The following is a 13,864-nucleotide window of genomic DNA, read 5'->3' as shown; positions in this document are numbered from 1 at the left end:
GGTCTCCTAATTTTGTCAATAATTAGGTAGCACTGTCCTGGACTAATTGGTCTAACTCTTCCTGCATCCGATTGACAACTAATTCATAGCAATGATTGACATACTTATGATCGCTAGCGGCTTCTCGACCGTAGCGTTCAAATACAATGGGTTTACATACCCTCGTATGAATAGACATCGGCAATGGGATATTAGGAAGAGGCCCAATTGCTAATCCCCAGGGTAATCCCAAATAAATAGGAAATACTACCGGGTCAACTCCAAACAACCAAGGCATTCCCCATTTATGGAGTTGCTCTAGAATTTTATACAAGTCAGCTAACACGATTAAGGTATCATGAGCGCCCGTAGAAATCACAGGTACAATCGGTACATTTTCCCGCAGAGCTAACTTGATAAATCCTTTCCGTCCGGCAAAATAAATTTTATGCCGCAAATAATGTGGTCGAAACACGTCTTGTGCTCCACCAGGGTAAACCAGTAGGCTCGCACCGGAACGCAAAGCGGAGTAAGCCATTTTTGGGTGAGCTATCACGGCTCCAGTCTTGGCAGCAATTTTTGCTATTTCTGGGCTGAGTTCCCATACTTTGGGGTGCATGAGTCCGTAAACCGGTTTCTCACAGCCAAATTTTCGGAACCAGTCGTACATGATCATTGACATATCAGGGGTCGCCAGTCCTCCATTGTGAGAACCAACAAACAGTACTTTCTCTTCCGGTGGAATATGCTCCCAACCACTGGTTTGAACTCGAAAGTAGTAATGATATAAAAAACTCAGCAAGGGCATGAGGTTGGCGATGAAATTTGGGTCTCGTTCATCTAATGACCAGCCTATTTTTTTTTCGCTTTTATGTTTTGTTTGTAACATCTATGAATATTAACAGATTTAGTAAAAAGGTAACTAGAGGAACTATCCTAGTCAAATGAGACTAGTATTGACACCTATATTTTAATCTATATCCATAATATATCTTAAGGAAAACAGTTTCCCTTGAATTAGGGCTGCTACTCTTGTCTTACCACTTCTGATCAGCATTATATAGGTTTTTTTCATACAGATACATCTCTATCGTTTTCCCATGTATGGCCAAAAATTCCACTCCAGCCATATCAGCTTTTATTAAATTTGGACACATCCCATAGGAAGATGACTAACTGCAAAAATAACAGGTACATTAATCCGGGATGTTGTTATGCACTGGATTTATAGTGAGGTTTGGCTGATGGCCAAACCTCTTTTATTATTCCTAGCTAGAAAAATACTTGGACTGATGAAATTATTCAAAGTGTTTTTGTAAGTTGTTTACTTCGGCTAATGCTTATACTTAATAATAATTCATCTTAACTCTGCAATAGCAGAATATACTTTAATACTAATTAAGTATTTTTCCTAAATTTACTATTGGTGACGGCTCAAAACAAGCTGGAGTATGTAATTAATTATTAAATCTTAGCAGTAAAAATACTGGCAAATTTTACCAAAAAATTAATAGCTGTTGAGAAATTATCTTAAGAATTATGAAAAAATTGAGTATTCCCGCCATGCGATCGCATTTACTTAATTGGTATCACACACACGGGAGTTTAAAATAAATGGGAAGTGAGGCCATAGTTAATGTCTAAGACTCTAAACCAATAAACTATACCTCCTAACTCCATACTGATAACTCCCATTCCTAAATCTAACTAACAACCGATGCAAGAGCTTGACAAACAAAAGACCATCGACATACTGAACGCTATCATGGAATTTGAACTAGCCGGAGTAGTCCGCTACACGCATTATTCCCTGATGGTCACCGGACCTAATCGCATACCCATTGTCAATTTTTTCAAAGCCCAGGCCAGTGAATCTCTACTTCACGCCCAACAGGTAGGAGAAATTCTCACGGGTTTAGATGGGCATCCCTCTCTAAAAATCGCCCCGATGGAAGAGACTTACGAGCATACAGTCAAGAATATTTTGGCGGAAAGTTTATTCCATGAAAACAAAGCACTGGATTTGTATAAAACTCTCCTAGGCACTGTCAGTAATGCTAGCATTTATCTAGAAGAATTTGCTCGTGGCATGATTGGGCAAGAAGAGATGCATAGTCTCGAATTGAAAAAAATGCTCCGGGATTTCAGCTAAAAGTTAAGGACCGGGTATTGGGGGTATTGGAATTTTTCCTTACTCTCTATTCCCTATTCCCTATTCCCTATTCCCTATTCCCCAAATTATGAATATCACTACCGCTCTACCTAGTTTTGTGATTACACTCCGAGAAGGAGTAGAAGCTGCCCTCGTTGTTGGCATTGTCCTAGCTTTACTTCAAAAAGCCAACCAATCGCGACTCAATCCTTGGGTATATGCTGGTGTGGCTGTTGGCATTGTCATTAGTGCTTTGATGGGTGTGTTATTTACTTGGTTAATTCAAACACTGGGAACAGTAAACCCTCAGTATACCTCGGTGATTGAGCCAATGCTGAAGGCTTTGTTTACTGTCCTTGCCATCGCTATGCTCAGCTGGATGCTCATCTGGATGACTAAACAAGCCAGGTTTATGAAAGCCCAAGTTGAAGGAGCAGTCACAGAAGCGCTCACACACAACTCAAATGCCGGGTGGGGCGTTTTTAGTTTAATTTTAGTTGCTGTTGTCCGTGAAGGTTTTGAAACTGTTCTATTTATTGCTGCTAATTTTCAACAGGGATTTGTACCGGTCTTCGGTGCAATTGCTGGTTTAGTAGGGGCAGCTGCTATTGGAGTGTTACTATTTAAGTGGGGTGTCAAAATCAATCTGCGCCAGTTCTTCCAAGTGATGGGTGTTTTATTGGTATTGATTGTTGCCGGTTTAGTGGTTTCTGCCTTGAAGCATTTTGATCAAGGTTTTGCTAACCTCGCTTTGAGTGGTAGCACCTCCGATAATATCTGTTTCTATTACGATCACTTCAGGAACATCCACTCTTGCGTTTTGGGTCCCATGGTGTGGAATACTGAACGAATATTGCCAGATAAACAATTTCCCGGCATTATTCTCAAATCTTTACTTGGTTACAGAGACCATCTCTACTTAGTACAGGGGATTGGTTACGTTTTATTTTTGACAACTGTGGGGTTACTTTATTTCCGCAGTCTAACTGGTAATGTTTCAAATTACCGGAATAATTCACTCAAAAACTCATGATTATTATGATGTCTACCCACCTATGATCAAAAGTTTTCAGTGGTGACTAAACTCCTAAATACGAGTAAAAATTTTTTACCACACTAAAACCTATGAAAAATGCGAGTAAACACACAAGGCAAAATTCCACAAGGGAACCATGACGGCGCTACTCGCTATTATCTATACAAGGTTTTAAGACTGAAAAAAGCTACATATCATTATACAGTAATCATGCCAAAATTACTATTAAAAAGATAACAAATATTATTGCTGATGTTCTTATCTACCCCCCAAGGCTAAATCTAGTTCCCTTTGAGTACAAACTTGTTTGCCATCATACCGCGATTTTTCTTCCCTATCGGAGAAGCGAGTCCCTCGTAATGCTAATTCTGCATAGGGGATCATCGGGAACCTATTACATGATTGATTCCGAGTAATTACGGCTGTGCTAATTTCCCAACTTTAGCGAAGTAATTCATTTTCCTGAACTTGATTTCTGGCTCCATCTTGCAACACCGCAGAGGTAAGCAGAGACTCAATAATTAGTGCTTTACGTTGGCTTAAATCTTCTTTTTCTGTATCGCAGTAGTGGCGCAAGGCTTGCAATACTTGCAGAAATCCGGCACGACCATAGGGCGTTTCCACAGCAAGGCGATTAGTCATAACTCATAAGCCAATATTTGCCCTACTCAGTTTACCCTGTTCCCGTGGAGTTTTAGCCTACAAACTCTATCGATGAACAAAAAACTCAACCAGGGACTTATGCCTCAAGTGCAGGACTATATGCTCATGGGAGCGGCTGGTTATTTATTTGAAAGAGCGCAGTAGAAAGCTGACAATTGTAACTCGCGTTTCGGCTATTGATGAAGTTACCCTAGTTTGAATTCGATGATTAGTGCTTAGTCCTGCTATTAGGTGGAGTAAAAAGGTAATTATGGCGGCTTGCACAAGTTTTTCAGGCATGGCAGTTATCCTTATTCTTATTGTTGATAGGAGTTCAAGTAGCAGCGACTTCTGTAAATACGCTTTACTATTGGTTTAGCGGACTTGACCGGATTAATTGCATAATTGATCAACCAAAACCTAAGAAATGTTGGAAATATTACCAATAGTTCAAATAAATTTACTTTTACACTCGCCATATTCAGGTTTAATTCTAGATCCACAGCTGATGTGGAAAAGCAAAGTCTTGTCTGAGACATCACCTGTTGATTTTTAAATTTTTTCCTCCATGACCACATGGAGATACAGACATAGACGTTTATCCTCTATAAAAAGTGTCCAGGAGGATTTTTTTCATCTCTCAATTAGAGGAACAATCAGCAAAATTTGGGACAAAACTAGCCATCAGCCATTCACTGCACTCGCCACATATTGATCCCACAACTTCCAGTCAAAGAAGAAAACCAGGGCGATAGATTCTGGTAGAACTCCAATAAAAAATGTCTTCGCGCCCTACCTGTTTGGCTTCGCCCAATGTCAGCCCACCCTCGGTAGGCAGGAAGAGTGTCAACCCGATAAGATAGATGTAAAATTAAGATACTACAAGCACGCTGCATGATTCCTATCGTTGTTGAACAATCCGGTCGGGGCGAACGCGCCTTTGATATCTACTCACGACTCTTGCGTGAGCGGATCATATTTTTGGGACAACAGGTTGATAACGAGATTGCAAATTTGATTGTTGCCCAATTGCTATTCTTGGACGCTGAAGACTCGGAGAAGGATATTTATTTGTATATTAATTCTCCTGGTGGTTCGGTAATGGCTGGTATGGGAATTTTTGACACTATGAAGCACATTCGTCCCGATGTTTGTACCATTTGTACTGGACTGGCGGCAAGTATGGGCGCTTTTCTACTCAGTGCAGGTGCTAAGGGTAAGCGAATGAGTCTACCCCATTCTCGGATTATGATTCATCAACCCTTGGGTGGCGCTCAGGGGCAGGCGACTGATATTGAAATTCAGGCACGTGAGATATTATACCACAAGCAACGACTTAATGAATATTTAGCTGAACATACTGGTCAACCAATTGAGCGTATTGCTGAAGATACCGAACGGGACTTCTTTATGTCCCCAGAGGAAGCTAAGGAATATGGATTGATTGATGAGGTTATTGACCGTCACGCTGCTGGTAGCCGTCCAGTTGCTGTTCTCAATCAGTAGCTGTAGACTTGGGGATCAGGACGCAAGCCCCAAATCCCCCATCCCGGATTAAAATCCCGCTACCGGGTCTGGTTGAGACTCCAGATGTTTGAGAAATCCGTGTAATTCTTCTGCTGTGAGTAAAGTGCGAGACCGCTTACCGTAGGCTTGAATTAAATGGTCTCTTCCCTGTTCTGGTGTCCAACCTAGACGCTGAAGTTCCACATCTGTTTTTGCAATCACATCAGACAAATCAACTGGTTCACTGGTGTTCTTTTGTTTACCTGCTCCTGTGTGATCAGTCCCATGGTCTTGGAGGTTAGAACTGCGGGGTGTAAATGGTGTAACATTACCCGCAAATCTCTGATGTTTTGGCTGATGATCAGTGATTGTCTGATCATCTTCCACTGAGTTATATAATTCTAGTGGTGGGTTGTCATTTACTGAAGCATTTGGATAAAAATCGGGGCTGTATGTATGGACATTATCAGCAATATCCGTGCTCACTGTTACTGAATCGGATGGGATAATCTGTTTATTGACCTGCGGTAGAGTTCTTTGAATATCATTGGGTGCTGACCACTGGCTACTGCTATAGTCTTCATCTATCACCGGGGAATAGTTACTCTCATTGGGGTGGTTCAATTTCACCCTAGTGTTGTTCCAAGTAGGATTTGACTCCATTGGTGATGCTACTGGCTGAGTGCATTCTACCGTTACCTGTGCAGAATTATTTATACCCAAAACCATTAATGCTCTAGTTCGGGCTTGGTCTTCTGCTGCTTCTACGGTTTCTGCCCCCGCCATAGCAGTAGCACGGGTGAGATTTTCAATTTGCACGCTAGCCCGGACAATATATTTCCCTTGGAAAATTTGCACTAATTCAGTAATAATACTGCCGTTGGGATATAACCTATGGAATTGAGCCAACATCAACATAATACTGCCACCAATCTCAATGTGCTACTTTTTCCTCTGTTCTGATTCATTGAGGCTGAATATTTCTGAGTATTAACTAAAAATTCTAGAATTTTAACGATTGATTATTCATCCGACATATTCAACTTTGCCCACTTAAATGCTTTTCAGGATAATACTCCCAAAAAAAAGCACAAATTAAAAGTTTTTACTTGACTCAGAATTCAGGAATCAGAAATCAGTTCTGTCCCAATTTTAGCCGATTGCGATGGGCGCACTGTCAGAGGCAATGGCATCTCTTGAGCATGGGGGTGATTGACATGCTATACTGTTTACCCAATTCTATACTTGGAATTATTTCCTATAAGTACGCATTAAATCTACAATAATGGAGATAAGGTTCCCCGCAGTTGCTTCAAGCTGCTTAAGTGATTGTTACCGATTCTATATGTAGGAAAATCAGGTTTACGGCCAGTTTATTCTACTTACACATCAGGAGAACATGGTTTGAAAGCACCTGAAATCTAGACAATCAAACACTTGTGGTTTTACCCGGTAGCACTTGTGGTCACCGTGAGTGAGTTGTCTTAAACCAGCCTATGAGTAAAACTCATTCCGTAATTACCTAGAGTTGCTCAATTCCAATCAAGTGTACTGTATTCAAGTCTAGTTGTAGGGGCTGCTCTATCCAGACGAACTCACCAGATGATTTTATAGTGCGAGGTATGGCTACGCCACGCAAGCTATTGTAGATATAAAGTGGCTGACCGTAAGGGTGAAACTCCTAACCCTGCCTTACGGAACCCTTCGTTTCCTCTAAGCGTGCGGTTAGGCAGAAATGACCGACGATCTGATAAGAAGTCGTTGTCTATCATGCCCCCGGGCTTGACGCGCAGCGTCCCCCCATGGGAGAAAGCTACAAATAAAACTGACTTTTTTTTGGAAACTGAAAAACCCCTCTCCAAACCTCTCTGCTCCCAGGAGAGATAGTTTAAAATTTCCCCCTTCTCCTTGTAGAAAAGGGTTAGGTAGAAGAGGTAGGGAAAGGGGATTGGGGGGTGAGGTTATACGATAATCTTTCCTCATGACCTGAAAAGTCAGCAGAGCAAAGGTTCTTTTGAGTTTTGCGTAGCAGCAAAGCGCCCCTGTAAGCCGTATTCGCGCAGCGTCTCCCCTTGGGAGAAGGTATACAGGAAAGGGCCAGATTAAATGAAAAATGATGTTTTGACCAAAGGTCGGTTCACTGCATGGAATTTTCTATCGCTACACTCCTTGCCAATTTCACTGATGATAAATTGGTAGCTCGTAAAGTTTTGGAAAAGAAACTGGGTTGTGAGGATGAAATTAGTTTACAAAAACTTCACATTGCCTTGGAAGTTCTCGAAAAAATCGGAATTCTGGTGAAAGAACGCGGCAAATATCGCCGGGTGGCAGAAGAAGGCGTAATTGAGGCCAAGCTCCGTTGTTCTAGTAAGGGCTTTTGCTTTGCTATTCAAGATGTGGAAGGCTCTGAGGATATTTATATTCGCGAAAGTCATCTGAGTAATGCTTGGAATGGCGATCGCGTTTTGGTAAGAGTCCTCAAAGAAGGTAGTCGTCGTCGTTCTCCAGAAGGAGAAGTGAAGCTGATCCTAGAACGGTCTAACCATACTTTACTAGCGCGAATTAAGGCAGTAGACAACGGTTTCCGTGCTGTACCCTTAGATGATCGGTTGTTGTTTGAACTCAAAATCCAAACAAACAGCATGAAGTTAGAAGAAGCTATTGACCACCTGGCTCATGTGGAGGTTTTGCGTTATCCCTTGGCACAATATCCTCCTTTGGGTCGAGTGGTACAAATCCTGGGTAGCGATGCCGAGGCTGCTGCTGATATAGATTTGGTCACTTGTAAGCATGATCTATCACGTAATTTCCCGGAGATTGTGATAGACGCAGCTGCTAAGTTGCCCAGAAGGCTCCTGAAGGCAGACCTGAAAGACAAACTAGATTTACGCAATTTATTTACTCTGACTATTGCGGGTGTAAATTGTGATGCAAAATTTAGGGAAAATGCTTTCAGTTTGGAGAAAACAGCGGAGGGACATTGGCTGCTAGGTTTTCATATTGCTGATGTTTCCCATTATGTCCACCCTGATGAACCCTTAGATAGAGAATGCGCGAAGCGGGGGAGGTCAGTTTACCTGGGCGACTTATTGCTGCCTATGTTACCGGAATCAGTGGCAGATCTCTGTTCGTTAGTACCACTAAGCGACCGGCTGGCGCTGTCTTTCTTAATTGCTATTGACCCCAGGTCTGGAGAGGTTTTGGAGTGGGAAATTCAACCTAGCGTTATCAATGTAGATACGGCAGTGAGTGGGGAACAAGCAGAAGCTATTCTGACCGGTGAATTTCAAGGTCAACCACTAAAGGTGATTGAGATTCTGCAAGGGTTGGAAACTCTACGCAAGGCTGTGAAACTAAGACGGTTAAGTCGTGGTAGTTTACAGTTGAATCTACCACCTAACCAAAACCCCTATGCAGATGAGGGGATCTTAGGAGCGGTATTGGTGAATGATTTACCAGTGCGCTCGCTCTTGACCGAGTTTGTGCTATTGGTTAATGAACTCATGGCTCAACATCTGAGTGCTTTAGGCATCCCCGCCATTTGGCGAGTCCAAGGCGTACCTGATACAGAAGATGTTCAGGAAATGCTGAAATTAGCCATCAATTTAGGCGTAGAACTAGCATTAGAAGCAGACGTAGATATCCAACCTTTAGATTATCAGCACTTAACTAGGGCTTTTGCCGAATCCCCATCGGAGCAAGTTCTGACCTATCTCTTACAAGACACACTCAAGCCATCTGCCTATAGCACCACTAAAGGATTCCACTTTGGTTTATCACTACCACAATATACTCACTGTACTTCTCCCCTGCGACGATACCCAGATTTGCTCATGCAAAGAGTGTATCATATGCTGCTAGAGTATGGACGTGATCGCCGCAACACCCGGGTGAAAGAGCGAGTTAACCTGCGCCACTCCTCTTCTCACAATGAAATTAACTGGAACGTGTTACCGCCAGAATTGCAACAGGAACTGCAAAGCGACCTGAATCGGGTAATTATCCAGATTAACGACCGAGAAAAACAAGTCCAAGAAGCCGAAGCCGATTTAGCCGGACTGCAAAAAGCCCAACTGATGAAACAGCGCATCGGTCAGGTATTCCAAGGTGTAATTACTGGGGTGCAGTCTTATGGGTTCTTTGTGGAAATTGAAGTCCCAGGCGCAGAATCTATATCAGAAGAAGATATCAGCGTACCTTTACGAGTGGAAGGACTGGTACATGTCAGTTCCCTCAAAGATGATTGGTATGAATACCGCGCCAGACAACAGGCACTATTTGGGCGCAAAAATCGAGCTTCTTACAGACTAGGCGATCGCGTAGCTGTGCAAGTTAAAAGTGTCGATTACTATCGTCAGCAAATTGATTTAGTAACTGTCAGCAATGATCTTGTATCTCAAGGTTTTGATGTTAATGCTAGTCAAAACGACACATCAGATATCTACTTACCCAGTAACTTAGATACTTATGCAGACGATTAATAAACTTTATTCAAGCCGCCGTGTCCACAAACTCTAAACCACTTATATTAGGCATATCTGGTGCTTCTGGTCTCATCTACGCCGTTCGTGCCCTCAAATATCTGCTGGCTGCAGATTATGAGATTGAACTAGTTGCTTCTAAATCAACTTACATGGTTTGGAGCAGCGAACAGGAAACTCGAATGCCGGCTGAACCATCAGCACAAGAACAATTCTGGCGAGAACAAGCTGGAGTAGCCGTTGGGGGCAAACTACGCTGTCATCCTTGGGGTGATGTGGGCGCCGGAATCGCCAGTGGTTCTTTTCGCACCTTGGGGATGATCATCATGCCATGCAGCATGAGTACAGTGGCAAAGCTAGCAGTTGGCTTAAGTTCTGACCTACTAGAACGGGCTGCCGATGTCCAGATTAAAGAAGGCCGAAAGCTAGTCATAGTCCCCCGAGAAACACCATTCAGCCTCATTCACCTACGAAACTTAACAAGTTTGGCAGAAACTGGAGTCAGGGTCGTACCAGCCATTCCGGCTTGGTATCACAATCCTCAAACCATTGATGACTTAGTGGATTTTGTAGTTGCTCGTGGTTTAGATCAACTAGATATTGATTGCATTCCCATTCAGAGGTGGCAAGGAAGTAAGTAAAGGTAAAATTTAATCAATTTTGTCTTTAGTTGATTTCGTAACTTTGACTTTTGCCTTTTATATGGCTGTAATTCGCTTAATTCTTTTAGTAGCAGTACTAGGAATACTCACACTATTGTTAGTTCAAAATTGGTCCCCTGTTCTCCCACTAGTATTTTTGGGTACGCGAACTCTACCGTTACCACTGGCAATGTGGATTGTTTTTAGTACTGCTGCTGGTGTTTTTACATCGCTCCTGATTACTATCCTCCTGAACATACCAATTGATTTTGGGGGGCAAGAAGAAGAAGAAGAAGAACGCCAAAGACCATTTAAATCAACGGCCACTTCACCCCGCGGGAAAGCGGCATTTAGGGAGGAACCTTTCAGCAAGCCTTCTAGAGCGACCGGCGCAACCGGTAAAACAGAGTCAGCCACCAGTAACACGTTTGACGATTGGGATACAAATGACAGCAGAACTGATGATTGGGACTTTGACAGCGCACCACCAGAACCCCGGACTTCTGGTCCTCAAACCACCTACGAACGCCAACAAGAACCTCAAAGCAGTTCTAAATCTGGTTCTGTTTACTCTTATAACTATCGTGAGCCAAAAAATACCGCCGTGGGAAAAACTGAATCCATTTACGATGCTGATTACCGGGTAATCAGACCACCATTACAACAACCGACTACTAATCAAGATGAGGATCAAGCTGATGATGACGACTGGAAGTTTTTTGAAGATGATGATTTAGAGGATGAAGATGACCCCTCGCGTAAATAAGCTTTTAACTAGTGGGTACAATTGGGCGCTAGCTCTGACCAGGCAGATACTAAACCATGATCAGAGCGAGTATGGTACAGAACTTGTATACCGCAGTGGTAAATGGTTTGGTTGCTTTCCTCAATATAGAGAAACTGTACCTACTGGCACTTCTCCAGAGTCAAGCAAGAAGTAAACGCTAAATCTACTTAGGTAAATTTAGAGAAGTTGTATAGACAAATATATCTTTAATGGAGTGAAATAACTGGTGAGCAGCTTATTGCAAGGAGTCAACCTGTATTTAATTGGCATGATGGGCGCAGGTAAAACCACGGTAGGAAAATTACTAGCACAGCATCTGGGTTATAGGTTTTTAGATACTGATGATGTCATTACTAAATCAGTAGGAAGATCCATTAATCAGGTGTTTGCCCAAGAAGGTGAAGCAGCATTTCGCCAGTTAGAAAGCGATGTACTGGCACAAGTTTGTGCTTATACCCATTTGACTATAGCAACAGGTGGAGGCATCGTATTACGACAAAAAAACTGGAGTTACCTCCGCCATGGTTTAGTTGTATGGCTAGACGTACCAGTAGAATTACTGTACACACGCATAGCAGAGGATACTACAAGACCATTGTTAGAAGATGCCGATCCCAAGGGCAAATTGCGATCGCTTCTCGAAGAACGAAAACCACTTTACTCCCAAGCTGACCTCAAAATCACCCTGAGAGCAGAAGCCACACCTGAAGAAATTGCTAACAGAGTCATAGAAGCAATTCCTGGTGTTCTCAAACCAAAAGTTTCTCCCTGAACTAGTTATGGGAGCATGACTACTGTCCAAATTCCAGCCTAGCCTGTTCCACCAAATCGGCTGTGACCACCTTTTTATCTGCTTGACGTGCCAAGTGCTCAATACTAGCTCTAGCTTGGGAACGGGCAAAAAAGGGAATATTCTGCAATTTTTGCTGCGCTTCTAATGTCCAGCGCAAAGCATCGCTAAAATTTTTATTGCTCATAATGATTTCTTGATGATGCAATTAGTTCAATTCTCTCATATCCTGGGGACGAAAAAAAGCCCTTGTTATTAAACAAGGGCAACTAAAAAGGTGATTGTCAGTGATGAAACAAAACCTATAACCTAGTCAATGTCATTCATGAACATAACTGGCTCAGTTTCGCGGTTAATTCCCTTTTCAAAGCCACCAGCACCAGCGCGGGCGCGACCAGCGTGCCATAGGTGACCAATGAGGAAGAAGAAACCTAATACATAGTGAGATGTTGCTAACCAAGCACGTGGAGATACGTAATTGAAGGAGTTAATTTCCGTAGCAACACCACCCACGGAGTTCAGAGAACCCAAAGGCGCGTGGGTCATGTATTCAGCAGCACGACGTGCTTGCCAAGGCTGAATATCATTCTTGATTTTATCCAGGTCAAGACCGTTAGGACCACGTAGAGGCTCTAACCAAGGGCCTTGGAAATCCCAGAAGCGCATGGTTTCACCACCGAAGATAATTTCACCAGTGGGAGAGCGCATCAAATATTTACCCAGACCTGTGGGTCCTTGTGCAGAACCGACGTTAGCACCTAAGCGTTGGTCACGAATTAAGAAGGTCAAAGCTTGAGCTTGAGAAGCTTCAGAAGCAGTCGGACCAAAGAATTCGCTGGGGTAAACAGTGTTGTTATACCAAACCATTGTGGAGGCGATGAATCCCATTAAGGAAAGAGCGCCCAAGCTGTAGGAAAGGTAAGCTTCGCCAGACCAAATGAACGCACGACGCGCCCAAGCAAAAGGCTTGGTGAGGATATGCCAAATACCACCAGAAATACAGATAAAGGCAATCCAGATGTGACCACCAATGACATCTTCCATGTTATTGACGCTGACAATCCAGCCGTCGCCACCAAAAGGAGACTTGATCAAATAACCGAAGATCACAGCGGGGTTGAGTGTTGGGTTAGTAATAACACGAACATCACCACCACCAGGTGCCCAGGTATCATACACACCGCCAAAGAACATGGCTTTGAGCACCAACAGCAGCGCCCCACATCCGAGAATTATCAGGTGGAAGCCGATGATGTTGGTCATCTTGTTTTTGTCTTTCCAGTCATAACCAAAGAAGGAGGAATACTCTTCTAAGGTTTCTGGTCCACGAACAGCATGATAAATACCGCCAAAACCCAAGACAGCTGAAGAAATGAGGTGAAGTACACCAACAACAAAGTAGGGGAAGGTGTCGATAACTTCACCACCAGGACCAACGCCCCATCCCAGGGTGGCGATGTGAGGAAGCAGGATTAAACCCTGTTCGTACATCGGCTTTTCAGGAATGAAGTGAGCGACTTCAAATAAAGTCATCGCTCCGGCCCAGAATACAATCAAACCAGCATGGGCAACGTGAGCGCCCAGTAGTTTACCAGATAGGTTGATTAAACGAGCGTTACCAGACCACCAAGCAAAACCTGTGGATTCTTGATCACGTCCACCGCCTAATACAGTCGGTCTATTAGAGAGCGTTACCACGAGGTAGAACCTCCTCAGGGAATACAAATTGTTTGTGAGGCTGATCTTGAGGAGCCATCCAAGCGCGGATACCCTCGTTCAGCAAAATGTTTTTGGTATAGAAAGTTTCAAACTCTGGGTCTTCTGCTGCCCGCAATTCTTGGGAAACGAAG

12 protein-coding genes and 2 pseudogenes are annotated in these 13,864 nt (G+C 43.1%); 7 read left to right on the top strand and 7 right to left on the bottom strand.

Translation table 11 applies throughout. The features are described from left to right. Nucleotides 1–22: 22 nt before the first annotated feature. On the bottom strand, nt 23–868 hold the full coding sequence (locus NWP22_RS13085) for a lysophospholipid acyltransferase family protein (RefSeq protein WP_271731224.1): 846 nt from the start codon (nt 866–868) through the stop codon (nt 23–25). Between the two features lie 828 nt (nt 869–1,696). Here NWP22_RS13085 and NWP22_RS13080 point away from each other — a divergent pair. Then, nucleotides 1,697–2,131, top strand: coding sequence for a ferritin-like domain-containing protein (locus NWP22_RS13080; RefSeq protein WP_271731223.1), 435 nt, complete (start codon nt 1,697–1,699; stop codon nt 2,129–2,131). A gap of 88 nt (nt 2,132–2,219) precedes the next feature. Continuing rightward, nucleotides 2,220–3,164: an FTR1 family iron permease gene (locus NWP22_RS13075; protein ID WP_271731221.1), complete on the top strand. Its 945-nt coding sequence runs from the start codon at nt 2,220–2,222 to the stop codon at nt 3,162–3,164. Nucleotides 3,165–3,431: 267 nt separating this feature from the next. On the opposite strand, the pseudogene NWP22_RS13070 reads toward NWP22_RS13075, so the two are convergent. Both NWP22_RS13070 and NWP22_RS13065 read right to left on the bottom strand, forming a co-directional pair. Continuing rightward, a pseudogene (locus NWP22_RS13070) lies at nt 3,432–3,791 on the bottom strand (thioredoxin domain-containing protein); the annotation flags it as partial. 162 nt (nt 3,792–3,953) lie between these two features. Continuing rightward, entirely contained in the window at nt 3,954–4,109 is a 156-nt protein-coding gene (locus NWP22_RS13065) for a hypothetical protein (RefSeq protein WP_271731220.1), read from the bottom strand. A gap of 594 nt (nt 4,110–4,703) precedes the next feature. On the opposite strand from NWP22_RS13065, the gene clpP reads away from it, so the two are divergent. Further along, entirely contained in the window at nt 4,704–5,315 is a 612-nt protein-coding gene (gene clpP, locus NWP22_RS13060) for an ATP-dependent Clp endopeptidase proteolytic subunit ClpP (protein ID WP_271731218.1), read from the top strand. A gap of 48 nt (nt 5,316–5,363) precedes the next feature. On the opposite strand, the gene NWP22_RS13055 is transcribed toward clpP, so the two are convergent. Further along, the gene (locus NWP22_RS13055) at nt 5,364–6,227 is read right to left on the bottom strand and encodes a hypothetical protein (protein WP_271731217.1); all 864 of its coding nucleotides are present in this window, start codon (nt 6,225–6,227) and stop codon (nt 5,364–5,366) included. A gap of 1,232 nt (nt 6,228–7,459) precedes the next feature. Here NWP22_RS13055 and NWP22_RS13050 point away from each other — a divergent pair. From NWP22_RS13050 to NWP22_RS13035, 4 genes are all read left to right on the top strand, one after another. Beyond that, nucleotides 7,460–9,796: a ribonuclease R family protein gene (locus tag NWP22_RS13050; RefSeq protein ID WP_271731216.1), complete on the top strand. Its 2,337-nt coding sequence runs from the start codon at nt 7,460–7,462 to the stop codon at nt 9,794–9,796. A 20-nt stretch (nt 9,797–9,816) separates the two neighbouring features. Next, entirely contained in the window at nt 9,817–10,437 is a 621-nt protein-coding gene (locus tag NWP22_RS13045) for a flavin prenyltransferase UbiX (protein ID WP_271731214.1), read from the top strand. Between the two features lie 61 nt (nt 10,438–10,498). Then, complete coding sequence (locus tag NWP22_RS13040) at nt 10,499–11,203, top strand: LapA family protein (RefSeq protein WP_271731242.1); 705 nt, start codon at nt 10,499–10,501, stop codon at nt 11,201–11,203. Between the two features lie 247 nt (nt 11,204–11,450). Next, nucleotides 11,451–11,996: a shikimate kinase gene (locus tag NWP22_RS13035; protein ID WP_271731212.1), complete on the top strand. Its 546-nt coding sequence runs from the start codon at nt 11,451–11,453 to the stop codon at nt 11,994–11,996. Between the two features lie 19 nt (nt 11,997–12,015). Here the strand turns inward: NWP22_RS13035 and NWP22_RS13030 are convergent, their stop codons facing one another. From NWP22_RS13030 to NWP22_RS13020, 3 genes and pseudogenes are all read right to left on the bottom strand, one after another. Then, the gene (locus NWP22_RS13030; protein ID WP_271731211.1) at nt 12,016–12,201 is read right to left on the bottom strand and encodes a PCP reductase family protein; all 186 of its coding nucleotides are present in this window, start codon (nt 12,199–12,201) and stop codon (nt 12,016–12,018) included. 122 nt (nt 12,202–12,323) lie between these two features. Beyond that, nucleotides 12,324–13,712: a photosystem II reaction center protein CP43 gene (psbC, locus tag NWP22_RS13025; RefSeq protein ID WP_200988592.1), complete on the bottom strand. Its 1,389-nt coding sequence runs from the start codon at nt 13,710–13,712 to the stop codon at nt 12,324–12,326. Continuing rightward, a pseudogene (locus NWP22_RS13020) lies at nt 13,696–13,864 on the bottom strand (photosystem II D2 protein (photosystem q(a) protein)); the annotation flags it as partial. The pseudogene NWP22_RS13020 and the gene psbC, both read right to left, overlap by 17 nt.

This window comes from Anabaenopsis tanganyikae CS-531, from assembly GCF_029891675.1.
Classification (GTDB): Bacteria; Cyanobacteriota; Cyanobacteriia; order Cyanobacteriales; family Nostocaceae; genus Anabaenopsis; species Anabaenopsis arnoldii.
The sequence above is the reverse complement of the archived record's forward strand: the minus strand, read 5'-3'. Positions and strand labels throughout refer to the sequence as shown.

Bases quoted from the DNA above. Each gene is read 5' to 3' on its own strand.
- NWP22_RS13085 (WP_271731224.1), bottom strand. From the start codon at position 868: ATGTTACAAACAAAACATAAAAGCGAAAAAAAAATAGGCTGGTCATTA.
- NWP22_RS13080 (WP_271731223.1), top strand. From the start codon at position 1,697: ATGCAAGAGCTTGACAAACAAAAGACCATCGACATACTGAACGCTATC.
- NWP22_RS13075 (WP_271731221.1), top strand. From the start codon at position 2,220: ATGAATATCACTACCGCTCTACCTAGTTTTGTGATTACACTCCGAGAA.
- NWP22_RS13065 (WP_271731220.1), bottom strand. From the start codon at position 4,109: ATGCCTGAAAAACTTGTGCAAGCCGCCATAATTACCTTTTTACTCCAC.
- clpP (WP_271731218.1), top strand. From the start codon at position 4,704: ATGATTCCTATCGTTGTTGAACAATCCGGTCGGGGCGAACGCGCCTTT.
- NWP22_RS13055 (WP_271731217.1), bottom strand. From the start codon at position 6,227: ATGTTGGCTCAATTCCATAGGTTATATCCCAACGGCAGTATTATTACT.
- NWP22_RS13050 (WP_271731216.1), top strand. From the start codon at position 7,460: ATGGAATTTTCTATCGCTACACTCCTTGCCAATTTCACTGATGATAAA.
- NWP22_RS13040 (WP_271731242.1), top strand. From the start codon at position 10,499: ATGGCTGTAATTCGCTTAATTCTTTTAGTAGCAGTACTAGGAATACTC.
- NWP22_RS13030 (WP_271731211.1), bottom strand. From the start codon at position 12,201: ATGAGCAATAAAAATTTTAGCGATGCTTTGCGCTGGACATTAGAAGCG.